This is a genomic window from Streptomyces sp. PR69, assembly GCF_026420845.1.
Lineage (GTDB): Bacteria > Actinomycetota > Actinomycetes > Streptomycetales > Streptomycetaceae > Streptomyces.
The window spans coordinates 44,673-60,228 of record NZ_JAOWCB010000023.1 but is presented as its reverse complement, the minus strand read 5'-3'; the positions used below and the strand labels follow the sequence as shown (position 1 = coordinate 60,228).

Genomic DNA, 15,556 nt, shown 5'->3' with positions numbered 1-15,556 from the left:
CCGTGTGACTGCAAAGCACCGCTGAAGCAGCGGAGATGGCAGGTGAACCTAGCCGCATTCGAACGTAAGTCACAAGTCGATGCAGCATGGATCACGCAATCATCACGAAACTGACGCGCTATCAGTTACTCTGCGCTGTGAACTCCACCGGGAGCGTGCGCAGTCCGCGCATGATGAGCCCCCCACGCCACCGCAAATCGGCCGGATCGGCCGCAAGCCGGATATCGGGCAGCCGGGTCAGCAGCGTGGCGAGCGCGGTCTGTCCCTCCAGCCGGGCGAGCGGTGCGCCGAGGCAGTAGTGGATGCCGTGCCCGTAGCCGAGATGCTGATTGTCCGCGCGGGAGAGGTCCAGAGTGTCCGGCTCGGCGAACCGCTCCGGATCGCGGTCGGCCGCTGCCAGCACGACCAGCACGGGGTCGCCCGGCGCGATCTCCTGACCGCCGACGGTCAGCGGCTCGGTGGCGAACCGCCAGGTGGCCAGCTCCACCGGCCCGTCGTAGCGCAGCAGTTCCTCCACGCCGGTGTGCAGCAGTCCGCGCTCCCCCGCCGCCAGCGACGTCTGCAGCCGCTCGCGCTGCTCTGGGTTCCGCAGCAGTGCGTAGACGCCGTTGCCGATCAGATTGACGGTCGTCTCGAAACCCGCGAACAGCAGGATGAAGGCCATGGCCGCGGCCTCATTCTCGGTGAGGTGCTCGCCGTGGTCGGAGGCCCGGATCAGCCCGGAGATCAGATCGTCCCCGAGTGCGTCACGCTTGCGGTGGATCAGCTCCGCGAGATACGTGCGCATCTTCTTCACCGACCGGGCGACCCCGCCGCGCGGCCCCCCGCCGTGGCGGATCATCATCCCGGCCCAGTCGCGGAAGTCGTCCTGATCCTCGCGCGGCACGCCCAGCAGATCGCAGATGGCGTAGATGGGCAGCGGGAAGGCGAACTCATGGATCAGATCCGCGCTGCCGCGCCCCGCGAAGCCGTCGATGAGCCGGTCGGTCAGCTCCTGGACGCGCGGCGCGAACTCCGCGACCCGGCGCGGGGTGAACGCCTTTGACACCAGCCGCCGCAGCCGGGTGTGGTCGGGCGGGTCGATATTGAGCAGATGGGTCATCAGCTCCGCCTTGCGCTCGCCGGGGATGCCCGTCTTCCCCTTGGCGTGGGCGGATTCGTCATGGTGCGCCGGGTTCTTGCTCAGCCGCTGGTCGGCGAGCGCCTGCCGGGCGTCGGCGTACCGGGTGACCAGCCAGGCGTCCACACCGCTGGGGAGCCGGGTGCGGTGTACGGGCGCGTGCTCGCGCAGCCAGGCGTAGGCGGGGTACGGATCGGTGGCGAACTCCCAGCTGAACAGCGCGGGCACGGGCCCGGACGACGCGGGGCCGGACGCCGATCCGGGCGAGGAGCCGGGCGACGCGGGGTGCGGCCCGTCGGTCACGCCAGCGCCTCCGCGGCGAGGATCGCGTCCCGGAACGCCCGCCCCGCGGCGCGCAGCGCGGCCTCCGGGTCGACGCCGTCGGCCTCGGCGCGCACGGCGAGGCGCAGCAGCTCGTAGCCGACGCCTTCGCCCTTCGGCAGCTCCACATCGAGCCCGGCGTTCCGCACCCGCGCGGCCAGCTTGGCGGCGAGCGCAAGACCCGGCTGTCCGAGCGGCACTCCCTCGGTCACCGAGACACGCTGCTTCTCGACGGCCTTGGTGCGCAGCCAGTGCTCCTTGACCTCCTCCGGCGTGGTCGCGCTCTCGCCGCCGAAGACATGAGGGTGCCGGTGGATCAGCTTCTCGACGAGCGTCCCCGCGACGTCGTCCACGGAGAACGCCTCGTCCGGGTCCTCGTGCTCCTCGGCGATCCGGGCGTGGAAGACGACCTGGAGGAGTACGTCTCCGAGTTCCTCGCGCAGTTCGACGCGGTCGCCGTCCTCGATGGCCTCGACGAGTTCGTACGCCTCCTCGATGGCGTACTTGGCCAGGCCCTTGTGGGTCTGCTGGGAGGACCAGGGGCACTCGCGGCGGATGCGGTCCATGACCTGCACCAGATCCAGCAGTCGGGCGCCGGGCAGGTCGTATGAGCCGGGCAGCAGCTCCAGGTCCGGCATCGCCACCCGCCCGGATCCCGCCATACGGGCCAGCCCGTCCGTGAGCGACCGGTCGCCCTCGCCGGACGCCAGGACGACGACGGTCCGTCCGCCCGCGCACGCGTCGACCAGCTCCTGCGCCGAAGGGCCGGCGATCTCCACGGCCACGCCCGCCTCGCGCAGATACGGCAGCTGCGGATGGCGGTCGTCGGCGCAGAGCACCCGGTCGGCGGCGTGCAGGGTCTGCCAGGCGGGCCAGGACAGCAGTCCGGGGGCGACCCGGTGGCTGGCGGTGAGCAGGACGAGACGTCCTGTCCGTTCGGCGTCCGTGGTGTCCGTAGCGTCCGGGTTTTCCGGGTTGCCCGAGGTGTCCGGGGTGCCTGGAGTGTCGGCGGGTGTTTCAGCGGTCACCCGTCGAACCTACCGCGCGCCCCACGCCGGGCGCTCAGGCCCCGGCGGCCGCGGCCTCCGGCTCACTGCTGACCTGTGTGATCCAGTCGGCCCTGTAGTCGCCGAGCTCCAGCTTCTGGTCGCTCCAGGCCCCGAAGCGCGGATTGACGTCGATGTCGAGCGACTCCGCGGCGGCGGTGAAGGCGTCGTTCAGCTTCTGCTGGCCCTCGGGGGTGTTGGTCGCGCCGATGGCGGCGGCCAGCTTGTTGACCATGACATCGCGGCGTACGACATCGTCGATCTGGCCCGGAGCGACGCCGCGCTGCTGCAGATACATCGCGGCCAGCTGATCGGCCCCGCCGGCCTGCCGCTCCAGCGCGGACCGCGCCTCCTGCACCTCCTTGCGGGTGACCTCCACCCCGGCGTCGTCCGCGGCGCGCCGCACCACCTGGTCGACGATCAGGTCGTACAGCTTGGCGCGGGTGAGCCGTCCGCTGTCCTTGATCAGCTGCGCGGACTGCGGGGAGCGCTCCTGCGCGGCGCGCACCTCCTTCACCTGCGCCTGCACGGCGGCCACCGGGATGCGTTCGCCTCCGACGACGGCGGCCGCGCCGGGGTGCGCCTCATTGCCGCAGGCGGCGAGCAGGGGAGCAGCGACGAGAAGCGCGGCGGAGACGGAGAGCGCGGTGCGGCGACGGCGGTGCAAAGGGGCCTCCTCAGGAGATTGTGCGACGGTGCACAAAGCCTTGCGGTGATCGATGGTAGGCAGTCTCAGTGGTGTGGGCCACTGATTCGACCAACGATTCGGCCACCGGTTCGGATGTGCCCGCCCCGACCCTCACCGCCCGTTCACCCGCCGCTCACGGCGATGTCAGCGGCCCGACCGGAAGTCCGCCCTAAGGTCGGCCGGTGACCACGCTCTCCGTCATCGTCCCCTGCTACAACATCGAGGCGTACGCGGCCAACACCGTGAGAAGTCTGATGAACAACGCTCGGGAGGACTTCGAGTTCATCTTCGTCGAGGACTGCTCGAAGGACGACACATACGACGCCCTCCAGGCGCTGACCGAGCGGCTGCCGCGCAGCGCCGTCATCCGCCACAAGGAGAACCAGGGCCTCGCCACCGCGCGCAACACCGGGATCGACCGGGCGCAGGGCCGCTATCTCGCCTTCCTCGACGGGGACGACTGGCTGGGCCCGGGCCATCTCGCCGCGCTGACGGACACCGCCCAGCGGCTCGGCGTCGACTTCGTCCGCACCGACCATGTCCAGGTCACAGGCGTACGGCGGAGTCTTCACCGGGCTCCGGAAGGGCGGCGCGACGAGGTGCTCGACCCGCGCTCGTCGATCCTCCCGGACCATGACTCGACGATGGTCGACTACCCGTACGCCTGGGCCGGGATCTACCACTCCCGGCTGCTGGACAAGGGACTGCTGCGGTTTGCCGACGGGCTGCGCACCGCGGAGGACCGGCCGTGGATCTGGCAGCTGCATCTGCGGGCCGCCTCGTACGCCGTCACCCCGCTGCACGGGATCTTCTACCGGAGGGGTGTGGCCACCTCGCTCACCCAGATCGGCGATGTGCGGCAGCTGGACTTCATCCGCGCCTTTGACCAGGTGCTCAGCGAGGTCGAGGCCGATCCGGAGGCGGACCGCTTCCGCACGAAGGCGATTCGCAACTACTGCGCCATCATCGCCCACCAGCTGAAGGAGCAGCGGCGGTTCGAGCGTCCCGTGGCGCGTGAGCTGCGTATCCGGGTCGGCGCTGCGCTGCGCCGCATCCCCGGCGCGGAGCTGGACACGGCCCTCGCCGGACTGGACGAGGAACGGAGCACCCTGTTGAGGAAGGCCGCCGCGGCATGACCGTGCAGATATTCAGCGCCGCCGGTCCCGAGGCCGCGGCCGTTCTCACGGCCTCGTTGCGCTCCGGGCTCTTCGGGCCGCGCTCGGAGCACCGCCGGGTTCTCGTCGTCAGCGATGTGTCGCCCGCGCCGGAGCTGAGCACGCCGCTGGACCGGCTGCCCGGATCCGGGGTGCTGACCGAGCAGTTCGACGAGGTCCGCTCCTGGAACGAGACGATCCATCCGCACCATCCGGCAGGCTGGTCCCCGCGTCACCAGGACATCCCGCTGTGGGAGAAAAGCCTGCGGCTGGCCTGGCGGCTGGGCGGCGAGCGGGTGGAGGTGGTGTGCGACTCGGTCAGCGCCGATCCCTCGCGGGCGATCGCCGCGATCTTCGCCGACAGCCCCGTGCATGTGTACGCCGGGGGGCTCACGGCCTATGGGCCGACGCCCAGCCGGGTGCGGCTGCCCCTGAGCAGCCGCATCCGCCGGCTCCTCCATGTGGATCTGGCGCCCGGGGTGCGTCCGCTGCTGCTGTCGGAGTGCGGTGTGGAGCCGGTCGCCGTTCCGGAGAGCGCGATCCGGGCGGTGCTGAGCGAGCTCGGCGCGGCGGCCGGGGCCGATGCGGGCGGCTCGACCGCTCTGCTGCTGGGTCCGGCGCCGTCCGTTTCCGAGGGGCTCGGCCATGATGAAGCGCAGGCGCTGCGGCTGAGGATGGTGCGCGCCGCCGCGGCACTCGGTCATCGTGCGATCGCCGTCCAGCCCGGTCCCGGCGACCCTGCCGACGCGGTGTCCGCGCTGGCGTCCGCGGCCGCCGGGCTGGAGGTGACGCTGACGGCGCTGCCCGCCTCCGTGCCCGCCGAAGCCTTCTATGAGCGGGCGCGGCCCGCCCTGGTGGTGGGCTGCTCCCCTACGGCGCTGCTGACGGCGGCGGCCCTGTACGGCATCCCGGCCGCCCGGGTCGGGACGGAGCTGCTGCTGGAGCGGATCGCCCCCTACCAGCACCCCGACCGCGCCCCGCTGACCATCGCCGATGTGCTGCTCCCCGACGCGGAGACGGACGGGCGGCGGGCCGGACAGCCGGTCGATCTGGCGGACGCGTCCGCGGAACAGTCCCTGGAGGCGCTGTTGCGGGCGGTGGCGTACTGCATGCAGTCCGAGTCGTACCCGCATCTGCGGCCGGAGGCCGAGTCCCTGCTCGCGGTGCTCCCGCCCGACCGGCTCACCCGCTACTTCAAGCGGCATCGGCTCACCGGTCTCGGCCTGCCGGGCGGGCGGCCGGTGCGAGCGGCGGCGCTGCGGCGTCATCCGGCGGTGCGGAAGGTCGTCCGGAAACTGCGGTGAGGCCCTCGGCCCGGCTGCCGTGCCGGTCTCCGCTGTCGGGCCGCAGCATGATCGTACGGGAGACGGCGAAGGTCACCGGGATCGCCGCGGCGGCCGCGAGCAGCGGGGCGTATCGGCTGCCGAAGTGCAGGACGTCCACCAGGAGGTAGACGCCTGCCGTGGTGACGGTGAAGTTCGCCAGGTTGGTGAGGGGAAAGAGCAGGAACTTCCGCCAGGTCGGCCGGGTGCGGTAGGTGACATACGACGTCAGGAAGAACGAGCCGACCATGCTCAGGGCAAAGGCGGCGATATGCGCGGCTATGTACGGCAGGACGGCGAGCAGCGCCAGATAGCAGCCGTAGTACGTCCCGGTGTTCACCACGCCCACCAGGGCGAACCGGACCAGCTGGGCCTGGACCGTCATCGGCGTACGAGCTCCTCATGGGTTCGGCGGGTTCGATTGGTTCGGCGGCTGCCGACTGGGGAGGCCCGTGTCGGCGGCCTGCACCAGGAAGGGCGGAGGGCGTTTCACCTCATATTGAACCCCGGGGGCACGTTCCGGGCGTACTGCTCGCGTCGGCGCTCACGGGCGCTGCTGCGTTCTGCACGCACATGCCTTCGTCGCCGTGCCGCCATGAAGACTTCACCCGCACAGCACTCAAGTGTGGTGTGTGCGGCAGGAGTTCACGCGTACGTTCCCGGCATGCCCTCTCTCCTGCGCAGCCGCCTGTCGAAGCGAGTCCTCCGCCCCGCCGTCAGTCTCGTCGAGCAACGCATAGAACAGCGTGTCAATAAACGTGTGGAACGCACCACACAGCCGCTGCTCGGCGAGATCGAGGCGCTGCGCCGCGAGCTGGCCGACATGCGGAACCGGCAGCACGCGCTCGGGCTGCTGCTCGACAGCACCGGCCGCGGCACGCACCGGATGCCGCCCGCCACCGCGATCGACGCTCTCGTCCGCGAGATACAGAATCTCGGTGAGGGCGGTGAGCACGCCCGCCGCAGCGTGGTCGTCGCCTATCGCACGGTGGTGGCGCTGGAGGCGCTCGGCGTCGGCCGCCTCGCGGGCTCGACGTCCAACATCTGCGGCAAGCTGGCCACCGTGCCGCTGCTGTCCCCGCCGAACGGCAGCATCCTGGAGATCGGCACCCTGTACGGGCTGTTCGCCACCGCGCTGCTGCGGATGGTGCACCGCGCCGGCATCGAGCCGGATCTGACGATCGTGGACCCGCTGGCGGGCCTTCAGCTCCAGCCGGGCGCCAAGCAGGGCGCAGACCCCACGGGGACGCCGGTGCGGGAGGACGTCGTCCGCGCCAATCTGGCGCTGGGCGCGAGCCGCGCGGCGCTTGAGGCCCGTATCCAGCAGGGCTTCTCCTCCGACCCCGAAGTGCGGGCCGCGGTCTCCGACCGGGCGTACGGGGTGGTCATCGTGGACGGCGACCACTCCATGGAAGGGGTCACGGCCGACCTGGAATGGGTCGAGGAGATCGTCGCGCCGGGCGGGATCGTGGTGCTCGACGACTACGGCGACAACAAGTGGCCGGGGGTCCAGGAGGCGCTGGACAAGCATCTGGCGGCCGGGGAGACCCGGCTGAGGATGCTGGGACGGGTCTCGACGTCGGCGTTCCTGCGCGCCGAATGACCTTCAGCACACCCGCCATTCAGAAGGGGAACCAATTCCGCGGCCCGCTCCTCGAAATGACGACGTCACGAAGGAAGCATGAAGCGCAACGCGAAGAGCCGGTGGCCTTTTCCCCTTCTCGCGCTGTCCGGCCTGCTGGCCACCGGCTGCGCGGGCATCGGCAGTGAGAAGACATGCACCGCGATCGGCGGCGAGTCAGGGGTCGCGGCGGCCTGGGAACCAGCCGACTTCGCCGCCTCGGCCTCTGGGACTTCACCCGCGGACCCGAGGTCGCTCGTCGCCGAGCTGTGCGCACATGAGATCTGCGAGACCAAGACGGTGGCGAAGGCCAGCGGCGATTCGTCGCCCCTGCTGAGCAGCGTGGTGCTCGACGAGGACACCGGCGAGGGGAGCGTGCCGGTGCGGTTCACCGTGACCTCGCAGGACGACGGCAGGCGTGTGCTCTTCGACCAGCGCACGGATGTCGAGCTGCGCAAGTACCAGCCCAGCGGGAGGGACTGCCCCTCGGCGTTCCTCCGAGCCACACTCACGGCTGCCCCAGGGCAGGGACTGGCCGTCAATCCCGTCTCAGCGACGTCCCGCGACTCTCGGTCGTGATTCCGCACTGCCGACGGAACTGCTGTGCCTTGAATGACCTCGCGTTGTGGGGTCGCGGCGGGGCTACCCTTGTCGTGAGGTGAGTGTCGATGACCACAGGGTTGGCTGACAACATCCGGAAGTACCGGCGCACAGGCGGACTGAGCCAAGAGGGATTGGCCGAAGCGGCCGGCCTCTCCCTGAGCACCGTTCGCAAGGTGGAGCAAGGCGGAGACGTGCGCGTCGAAACGCTGCACGCCCTTGCCCGCGCGCTGGGCGTCTCCACGTCGGCGCTGTTCGCCACCGAAGCGCCCCGATCCGTTGTCGGCCCCCAGGACGATGCCAACCGGCGTCATCTGGTGGAGCTGCGGCGCGCACTCATGCCACCCATCGGGCTTGCCGCCCCCCTCACAGCGGCCCCGGAGGAACCCGGGGGACTGGACACGACGTGTCAGCAGGTTCGGGACGCTCGGGCACTGTATGAGCAGGACCGGTACTCATCCGTTGCCAAGTTGCTCCCCCCGCTGCTTCGCTCGTCTGAGGCAGCGGTGAACGCCCTTGAGGGGGAAGAGCAGCGACTCGCGATGACGGCGCGCTCACAAGTGCTGTTGATGACCGGGCAGTTCCTCACGCAAGTACGGCAGTACGACATGGCGTACTACGCGCTGGCGGAAGCGATCCGGCTTGGGCGGGAGACCGGTCAGACTCTCACAGCGGCTACCGGGGTCGTCGGCATGTGCTGGTTGCTACTGAGGCAAGACCGTTTCGACGAGTGCGAGCAACTTGCCGCGCAGACAGCAGCGGAGATCGAACCCCGGCTGTCTGAGGCCGCTGCGGATCATCTGGCCGTGTGGGGTGAACTGTGGCTGAGAGTTGCGGCGTCCAGCGTCCGCAACAACCGGCCGGACGTGGCGCAGGAGGCCCGCAGGATGGCAGCGACGGCAGCAAGTGCCATGGGCCGCGAAGACAACGGGTTCCCGAACCACTGGGGCGGATTCGGTCCGGCCACGGTGGAGATGAAAGCGATTGAAGACCTCTCGCTGACTGGGGACCAGCGCGGAGTGCTGCGGCGCTCCGACGAAGGTCCGGTAAGCCCCAATGGTTTGCGCAGTCTCGGCGGGGTCACCTCGAACAACTGGAACCGTCATCGGCTGGACGTGGCCAAGGCGTACGTTGCGACCGGTGAACATCAGGAAGCCATGGCTGAATTGATGCAGATCAAACAGCGCGCAAATGGCTGGATCACTCATCAGCCCATGGCTCGGTACGTCATGGCCGACATCCTCAAGACCCGCAAGCGGACACTGACGGAAGAGATGCGCAGCATGGCGGCTCACCTCGGCGTCGCCGGCTAAGCACTGCGGAGCACAGCGGTTCGCCGCACCAGGCGGCTCAACTGCCCTGCTTCGCATGTTGTTTCAGCCCCCATGCGCTCGTACGGTCCCCTTTACGTGCCAGCGGTGAGGGGAACCGTAGTCATGCGGAGAACGGAAGGCGACAGGCAGCGGCGGCAGAGCCTTGCCGACATTGCTTCGGGGCACCATGCGCGATTGCTTCCATGGACGACGGAAGGCGGCAAACCGTGCTTCCTGAGCACGCACAGCGAGTCGCGCGGAATGCGCCTGCCCGTGCCGGATGCCGAAGCGGACGAGGACCACTCCGAGAGCCCCGATGAGGTTTGCGCATGAACACACGTGCCGTATACCGCTTCGTAAGCCATTCCATCCGGCACGCACCGGAAGGCGGGATCACGTTCGAAGCCTTCTGCGCGTCCGGCTGTGACGAGGAGTCCGGACCGCAGAGCGAGCAAGATGCCGCTCAGGACTGGTGTCTTCGGCACACCGGCCGCACAGGACACAGCCCCCGGTCACCGTCATCGACGCCGGGGCCACCGCCTCCACGGTCCCCCCGGCCCGTATACGCACCCGCAGCCACGGGTCGTGCGGCAGGCCGTCCGCCTCTCGGGCGCGGTGCGCATACTCCTCGATCAGCGCCTCCGGCTCCAGACTCTTGGCGCTGGGCCGCACGGGCGCGAGCAGCTCGCCGAAGCCGAGGCGCCGTACGTTCTCCCGCATCGCCGCCAGCATCCGGCCGGATATCCCCTGCCCCAGCCGGTCCCGCGCCACGGTGATCTCAATCGCGCTGACCGTGTCCGGCTCCCGCCCGTGCCGCAGGTCGGAGAACGCCCACAGCAGCACCTGGTCCCATCCCCGCTCGGGCAGCACCCCGCGCCCCTCGGCCGCCATCCGGAACGGCACGCTGAACCCCCGGGCCACGACGCGCCCTTCAGGGTCGGTCGCCACCAGCACATACTCCGGCAGGTCCGCCATGATCCGCCCGACGTTCGCCCAGCCGACGGGGTCGTGCAGCATGAACTCCGGCCAGGTGTCGAGCATCTCCCACACGGGGGCGGCGAGCCCGGGCCGCTTTCCGGAAGGCTTCAGCCGGAGCACTGCCGGAGCATCGCCTGCTTGTCCGCGGCCGTGACGGGCAGCTCGTACTTGATCGCCACCTGCGCGAAGCGCACCGCGTACGAGCAGCGGATCCGCTTGTTCGGCGGCAGCCAGGACGCGGGCCCGGAGTCCCCCTTGGCGCTGTTGGCGGGACCGTCCACCGGCAGCAGGTTCAGCGGATCGTTGGCCAGTTGCTGCCGCTTGGCCTTGTCCCAGCGGGCCGCGCCCAACTGCCAGGCGTACGACAGCGGGACGACATGGTCGATCTGCACGGAAGCGGCCTTCTTCTTCGTCCAGTCGAGGGTCTTGCCGGTGTACGGGTCGACCAGCTTCATCGACACGACGACGCAGTCCGACCCGGAGCGGAGCCGGATGTCCGTGCCGTCACGGGCGAGCAGGTCGTTGCGGGTGTCGCACCCGTTGCGCGCGAGCGGGATGCCGTCGGCGCTGTCCATCCACGCATAGCCGAACTTGTCCCGCTTGTAACCGGTCTTCGGCCCCCGCCCCTTGGTGCGCACCTTCTCGATCAGCTCATACGCCCCCGAGTCCATCAGCCCCTTCGGTATCGGCCCCAGCCCGGGCTTGGTCCCGTCCGGATTGTCAAGCGGACTGACCCCACCGCCCGCGGGGGCCTTGGCGGCGTCCTTGGCGTCTTTGCCGCCCGTGTCCCCGATATCCGTGCAGCCTGCGAGCAGTACGGCGGGGACGAGGACGGCGGCGGTCATGGCGACGGTTCGTTTCACGCCGCGCAGCTTATGAGCCCTGTCGCGGAACTAGCGAGGCGGCGGGGCGATGCGCACGCGGGCGCCGCCCTCGCGCAGCGCCGCGACTTCCTCCTCGTCCACGCCGGAGTCGGTGACGATCTGGTCGAACGCGTGGAGCGGGGCGAGCAGATAGGGGGCGCGGCGGCCGAACTTGGCGTGGTCCACCAGCAGGATCGAGCGATCGGCGCATTCCATGAACGCGCGCTTGACCTCGATGGTCGACTCCGACCGGTGGTAGCAGGCCCCGGCGCTGACCGCCGTGGTGGACATGAACAGCAGGTCGGCCCTCAGATTCCGGATGGCCTGGGCGGTCTGGTACCCGAGGCACGCCTCCTGGAGGGGGAAGTAGCGCCCGCCGAGGGTGATCACCTCGATTCCCTTGACGGCGCCGAGGGTCCGGACGAGCGGGAAGAAGTTGGTCACCACCGTGAGCGGTGCGGCGGCGGCCAGGTGGGGGTGGAGGGCGAGGGCCGTGGTGCTCTCGTCGACGAAGACGGTCTGCCCGCGGTGGAGTGATTCGGCGGCGACGGCGGCGACGGCTTCCTTCTCGGCGTTGAGCGCCGCCGTCCGCTCCCGCACCCCCGCCTCCAGCAGGGCGGAGGGGTTGGCCGTCGCACCGCCCCGGACCTTGGTGAGCCATCCCTCCTCGGCCAGGGCGTCCAGGTCCCGGTGCACCGTCATGACGCTCACCTGGAGTACCCGGGCGAGGTCGTCGATGCGTGTGAAGCCCTGGCGGAGCACCTCACGACGTATCACATCGCGCCGCTCGTTGAGACCGAGACCGGGCCGTTCGGTGTCCTCCGCCGCGACGGATCTCTTGTCGTCCATGCACTTCAAGGTACCTGCCGGAGGGCTCGGCGGGCACCGGTGGGCCTCATGCGCATTGCGAAGACATAACAGAGAACCCCACAAGGCTTGTCAGATTTAACACTGGCGAAGTTATATTTCACATAACCCGCTGGGTGGCGCCGCTGAACACCGGGCCTCCCGAGGCAGCCGTCCCCCCGCTCCACGAAAGCGGCCGGGACCGGTCTGACACCGCGGGCTCCTCATCCACCAGGTCCGGGGCCTTAAGACACCGCTCCCCACGGCCGCACACCACGTGCAGCGCCCCGGCCACGCCCCAGCCGCTCCGGCGGCGGCGAAGGAGAATCCGATGTTCAAGCACCGCGCACTGAAGGCAGCAGCAGGCGTGACGGCGGCAGCCGCCCTCGCCTCCCTCACCGCGTGCAGCGGCGGCGCGTCGGGCTCCGGCTCGGAGAAGATGAAGATCGCCTTTCTGATGCCGGACATCGCATCCACCCGCTACGAGCTGTTCGACAAGCCGCTGTTCGAGGCGAAGCTCGCCTCGCTCTGCGCGGACTGCGAGGTGGTGTACGCCAACGCGAAGGCCGATCCGTCGACACAGCAGAGACAGGCGGACTCCGCGCTCGCGCAAGGCGTCAAGGCGCTGGTGATCGACCCGGTCGACTCGGCGGCGGCGGTGACCGTCGTCGGCAACGCCCAGGCACAGGGCGTGCCCGTGATCGCCTACGACCGCCCCATCCCCGGCGGCAAGGCCGACTACTACGTCTCGTTCGACAACGAGAAGATCGGCCAGATGATCGCCCAGTCCCTCGTGGACCACCTGAAGGAGAAGGACGCCAAGGGCGGGCTGCTCCAGGTGAACGGGTCCCCCACCGACGCCGCGGCGGGCCTGATCAAGAAGGGCATCCACAACGCCGTCGACCCGAGCGGAATCGAGCTGCTCGACGAGTACGACACCCCCGGCTGGGACCCCACCAAGGCACAGAACTGGGTCAGCTCCAAGATCACGCAGCACAAGGGCAAGATCGCGGGTGTGGTGGCCGCCAACGACGGCACGGCAGGCGGCGCGATCGCCGCCTTCAAGGCCGCGGGAGTCGCCGCGGTGCCCCCGGTCACCGGCAACGACGCCGAGCTGGCCGCGGCGCAGCGCATCGTGGCGGGCGAGCAGTACAACACCATCTCCAAGCCGATCAGGACCGTGGCGGAAGCGGCGGCCGAGATCGCCTACCAGTTCGCCAAGGGCAAGACCCCCTCCGCGGAAACCCTGATCTTCGACACCCCCGCCCGGCTGTACGAGCCGACGGTGGTCACCGTGGACAACCTCGCCGAAACGCTGATCGAGGACGGGCCCTTCAAGGCCTCCGAGATCTGCACCCCCGCCTACGCCGACGCCTGCCGCAAGGCCGGCATCAACTAGTCATCCAGCCCACGGTTCGGCCGGTCCGCCCGTGCGGGCGGACCGGCGGCCCCAGACCCATGCGAGGCAGGCACATGCCCACCACCGCAGCCGCCGGGAGCCGCGGCGCCCCCGCGCCCGTGCTGTCCCTGCGCGGGATCAGCAAGACCTTCGGCGCGGTCGCCGCTCTCACCGACATCGACCTGGACGTCCACGCGGGCGAGATCGTGGCGCTGGTCGGGGACAACGGCGCCGGCAAGTCCACCCTGGTCAAGGTGCTCGCGGGCGTCCACGCCCCGGACGCGGGCGGCGCCATCTCGTTCCAGGGGCGCCCGGTCGTCCTTCCCAACCCGAGCGCCGCCCAGAAGCTGGGCATCGCCACCGTCTACCAGGACCTCGCACTGTGCGAGAACCTCAACGTCATCCAGAACCTGTTCCTCGGCCGTGAGCTGCGCTTCCACCGGCTCGCCGAGGTCGAGATGGAGACCCGCTCCTGGGAGCTCCTCGGACAGCTCTCCGCGAAGATCCCCAGCCTGCACACCCCGGTCGCGTCCCTGTCGGGAGGGCAGCGCCAGACGATCGCCATCGCACGGTCGCTGCTGGGCGACCCCAAGATCGTCATTCTCGACGAGCCCACCGCGGCTCTGGGGGTCGCGCAGACCGCGGAGGTCCTCAACCTGATCGAGCGCCTGCGTGAGCGCGGTCTCGGCGTGATCATGATCAGCCACAACATGGCCGATGTGAAGGCGGTCGCCGACCGCGTGGCCGTGCTCCGGCTCGGCCGCAACAACGGCGTCTTCGACGTGGAGTCCGTGACCGCCGAGGACGTCGTCGCGGCGATCACCGGAGCGTCCGACAACGTCGTGGCGCGCCGGGCCGCGAACCGCTCCGCCGCCCTGGCCTCCGCCCACACCTCAGAGGTGACCCCATGAACGACACTGCTTCCGACGTCCGGCCGGTCGCCGTCGACCTGCGCGACGAGCGACTGCGCGTGCACACCGGGATACGGGGGACGGCCCGCGGCGTCCTCGACCGGCTCCGGTCCGGGGACCTGGGCGTCTTCCCCGTGGTCGCCGGGCTGCTCGTCATCTGGACGGTGCTCCACACGGCCAATCCGACCTTTCTGTCCAGCGCCAACCTGGGCAACCTCGCCATGGAGAGCGTGCCCGTCGGCGTGATGGCCCTCGGGGTGGTCTGCGTGCTGCTCGTGGGCCAGATCGACCTCTCGGTCGGCTCCGTCAGCGGACTGGCCGCGGCGGGCATGGCCGTCATGTTCGTCAACCAGAACTGGCCCTGGCCCCTGGCCGTGCTCGGCGCCCTCGCCGCGGGCGCGCTGATCGGCTGGTTCTACGGCCAGGTGTTCAACCGCCTCGGGGTGCCCACCTTCGTGATCACCCTGGCGGGGCTGCTCGGCTTTCTCGGCATCCAGCTCGGCGTGCTGGGAGAGCGCGGTTCGATCAACATCCCCTTCGACTCGGCCCTGGTCCACTTCGCCCAGACGGCGTATGTCCCCGCGTGGCTGTCCTACCTCCTCGCCCTGGGCGCGGCGGCCGGGTACTTCCTCAGCGGCTGGGCGCGCTCCCGGGAGCGCGCTCTGGCGGGGCTGTCCGCCCGCCCGCTGCGGCTGATCGCCCTGCGGTCCGGCGCGCTGCTGGCGCTGCTGGAGTTCGCCGTCTGGTACCTCAACCTCTCCCGGGGCGTCGGCTGGATGTACGTGGCCTTCGTCGCCCTGGTGATCGCCGCGCACTACGTCCTCAGCCGCACCGGGTGGGGCCGCGCGCTGTACGCCGTGGGCGGCAACGCGGAGGCGGCGCGCCGGGCCGGCATCAACGTACGGCGCGTGTACACGGCCGCCCTGGTCACCTGCACCACCCTGGCGGCACTCGGCGGGGTGCTGGCCGCCGCCCGCCTCGCGTCGGCGAACCAGAGCAGCGGCGGGGGCGATGTGAACCTCAACGCCATCGCCGCGGCGGTCATCGGCGGCGCGAGCCTCTTCGGCGGCCGGGGCACGGCCTTCTCGGCCCTGCTCGGGATCACCGTCATCCAGTCCATCGCCAGCGGCCTGACGCTGCTCAGCCTCAACTCCGCGTACCGCTTCGCCGTGACCGGAGGGGTCCTGCTCCTCGCGGTGGCACTGGATTCGGCGGCCCGCCGCTCGCGGGTCTCGCACGGACGCGGGTGACCGACCGGTCCCCGCCCGGCCAGTCAAGCTGGAGACGTGGGACAGCACACCTGCCCACCCGGAGGACCGGGCGCCGCACGGCGGCCCGCGCGTCCCCCCTCACTCAGCGGCACGCTGAGACAAG

At 70.3% G+C, this 15,556-nt stretch carries 15 protein-coding genes; 8 read left to right on the top strand and 7 right to left on the bottom strand.

The window, feature by feature from the left end:
- Positions 1-121 precede the first annotated feature (121 nt).
- The 3 genes from OF819_RS20985 to OF819_RS20975 are packed head-to-tail and all read right to left on the bottom strand — an operon-like array spanning position 122 to position 3,154.
- The gene (locus OF819_RS20985) at positions 122-1,423 is read right to left on the bottom strand and encodes a cytochrome P450 family protein (protein WP_416370586.1); all 1,302 of its coding nucleotides are present in this window, start codon (positions 1,421-1,423) and stop codon (positions 122-124) included.
- Positions 1,420-2,469, bottom strand: a complete 1,050-nt coding sequence (locus OF819_RS20980) for a nucleoside triphosphate pyrophosphohydrolase (protein WP_267245149.1) — start codon at positions 2,467-2,469, stop codon at positions 1,420-1,422. Before OF819_RS20980 ends, OF819_RS20985 begins: the two co-directional genes overlap by 4 nt.
- Positions 2,470-2,503: 34 nt before the next feature.
- Positions 2,504-3,154, bottom strand: a complete 651-nt coding sequence (locus OF819_RS20975; protein ID WP_267245148.1) for a SurA N-terminal domain-containing protein — start codon at positions 3,152-3,154, stop codon at positions 2,504-2,506.
- Between the two features lie 203 nt (positions 3,155-3,357).
- Here OF819_RS20975 and OF819_RS20970 point away from each other — a divergent pair, with 203 nt between their 5' ends.
- Both OF819_RS20970 and OF819_RS20965 read left to right on the top strand, forming a co-directional pair.
- Complete coding sequence (locus OF819_RS20970) at positions 3,358-4,311, top strand: glycosyltransferase family 2 protein (RefSeq protein ID WP_267245147.1); 954 nt, start codon at positions 3,358-3,360, stop codon at positions 4,309-4,311.
- Positions 4,308-5,633 (top strand): polysialyltransferase family glycosyltransferase, encoded by a 1,326-nt coding sequence (locus OF819_RS20965; RefSeq protein ID WP_267245146.1) that lies wholly within the window; start codon positions 4,308-4,310, stop codon positions 5,631-5,633. The genes OF819_RS20970 and OF819_RS20965 overlap by 4 nt, the downstream gene beginning before the upstream one ends.
- Here the strand turns inward: OF819_RS20965 and OF819_RS20960 are convergent.
- A complete protein-coding gene (locus OF819_RS20960) occupies positions 5,539-6,036 on the bottom strand; it encodes a GtrA family protein (protein ID WP_267245145.1) in 498 nt (165 codons plus the stop codon). The genes OF819_RS20965 and OF819_RS20960 overlap by 95 nt on opposite strands.
- Positions 6,037-6,315: 279 nt before the next feature.
- Here OF819_RS20960 and OF819_RS20955 point away from each other — a divergent pair, with 279 nt between their 5' ends.
- The 3 genes from OF819_RS20955 (at position 6,316) to OF819_RS20945 (ending at position 9,185) form a co-directional block, all read left to right on the top strand.
- Positions 6,316-7,254 carry a class I SAM-dependent methyltransferase gene (locus OF819_RS20955; RefSeq protein ID WP_267245144.1) on the top strand — a complete coding sequence of 313 codons (939 nt, stop codon included), beginning with the start codon at positions 6,316-6,318 and terminating at the stop codon, positions 7,252-7,254.
- 78 nt (positions 7,255-7,332) lie between these two features.
- Positions 7,333-7,851: a hypothetical protein gene (locus tag OF819_RS20950; protein WP_267245143.1), complete on the top strand. Its 519-nt coding sequence runs from the start codon at positions 7,333-7,335 to the stop codon at positions 7,849-7,851.
- An 89-nt stretch (positions 7,852-7,940) separates the two neighbouring features.
- A complete protein-coding gene (locus OF819_RS20945; protein WP_267245185.1) occupies positions 7,941-9,185 on the top strand; it encodes a helix-turn-helix domain-containing protein in 1,245 nt (414 codons plus the stop codon).
- Positions 9,186-9,578: 393 nt separating this feature from the next.
- On the opposite strand, the gene OF819_RS20940 is transcribed toward OF819_RS20945, so the two are convergent.
- The 3 genes from OF819_RS20940 to OF819_RS20930 are packed head-to-tail and all read right to left on the bottom strand — an operon-like array spanning position 9,579 to position 11,875.
- Positions 9,579-10,226: an N-acetyltransferase gene (locus OF819_RS20940; RefSeq protein ID WP_267245184.1), complete on the bottom strand. Its 648-nt coding sequence runs from the start codon at positions 10,224-10,226 to the stop codon at positions 9,579-9,581.
- A gap of 44 nt (positions 10,227-10,270) precedes the next feature.
- Positions 10,271-11,008 carry an HNH endonuclease family protein gene (locus tag OF819_RS20935; RefSeq protein WP_416370587.1) on the bottom strand — a complete coding sequence of 246 codons (738 nt, stop codon included), beginning with the start codon at positions 11,006-11,008 and terminating at the stop codon, positions 10,271-10,273.
- 48 nt (positions 11,009-11,056) lie between these two features.
- A complete protein-coding gene (locus OF819_RS20930) occupies positions 11,057-11,875 on the bottom strand; it encodes a DeoR/GlpR family DNA-binding transcription regulator (RefSeq protein WP_267245141.1) in 819 nt (272 codons plus the stop codon).
- A gap of 328 nt (positions 11,876-12,203) precedes the next feature.
- Between OF819_RS20930 and OF819_RS20925 the strand changes: the two genes are divergently transcribed.
- From OF819_RS20925 to OF819_RS20915, 3 genes are all read left to right on the top strand, one after another.
- The gene (locus OF819_RS20925; protein ID WP_267245140.1) at positions 12,204-13,271 is read left to right on the top strand and encodes a sugar ABC transporter substrate-binding protein; all 1,068 of its coding nucleotides are present in this window, start codon (positions 12,204-12,206) and stop codon (positions 13,269-13,271) included.
- A 74-nt stretch (positions 13,272-13,345) separates the two neighbouring features.
- Positions 13,346-14,182, top strand: coding sequence for an ATP-binding cassette domain-containing protein (locus OF819_RS20920; protein WP_267245139.1), 837 nt, complete (start codon positions 13,346-13,348; stop codon positions 14,180-14,182).
- Positions 14,179-15,432, top strand: a complete 1,254-nt coding sequence (locus OF819_RS20915; RefSeq protein ID WP_267245138.1) for a sugar ABC transporter permease — start codon at positions 14,179-14,181, stop codon at positions 15,430-15,432. The genes OF819_RS20920 and OF819_RS20915 overlap by 4 nt, the downstream gene beginning before the upstream one ends.
- The last annotated feature ends 124 nt before the right edge of the window (positions 15,433-15,556 follow it).

Coding starts and splice junctions, on each gene's coding strand:
- OF819_RS20965 (WP_267245146.1), top strand. CDS start 4,308: ATGACCGTGCAGATATTCAGCGCCGCCGGTCCCGAGGCCGCGGCCGTT.
- OF819_RS20960 (WP_267245145.1), bottom strand. CDS start 6,036: ATGACGGTCCAGGCCCAGCTGGTCCGGTTCGCCCTGGTGGGCGTGGTG.
- OF819_RS20955 (WP_267245144.1), top strand. CDS start 6,316: ATGCCCTCTCTCCTGCGCAGCCGCCTGTCGAAGCGAGTCCTCCGCCCC.
- OF819_RS20950 (WP_267245143.1), top strand. CDS start 7,333: ATGAAGCGCAACGCGAAGAGCCGGTGGCCTTTTCCCCTTCTCGCGCTG.
- OF819_RS20945 (WP_267245185.1), top strand. CDS start 7,941: ATGACCACAGGGTTGGCTGACAACATCCGGAAGTACCGGCGCACAGGC.
- OF819_RS20940 (WP_267245184.1), bottom strand. CDS start 10,226: ATGCTCGACACCTGGCCGGAGTTCATGCTGCACGACCCCGTCGGCTGG.
- OF819_RS20935 (WP_416370587.1), bottom strand. CDS start 11,008: ATGACCGCCGCCGTCCTCGTCCCCGCCGTACTGCTCGCAGGCTGCACG.
- OF819_RS20930 (WP_267245141.1), bottom strand. CDS start 11,875: ATGGACGACAAGAGATCCGTCGCGGCGGAGGACACCGAACGGCCCGGT.
- OF819_RS20925 (WP_267245140.1), top strand. CDS start 12,204: ATGTTCAAGCACCGCGCACTGAAGGCAGCAGCAGGCGTGACGGCGGCA.
- OF819_RS20920 (WP_267245139.1), top strand. CDS start 13,346: ATGCCCACCACCGCAGCCGCCGGGAGCCGCGGCGCCCCCGCGCCCGTG.
- OF819_RS20915 (WP_267245138.1), top strand. CDS start 14,179: ATGAACGACACTGCTTCCGACGTCCGGCCGGTCGCCGTCGACCTGCGC.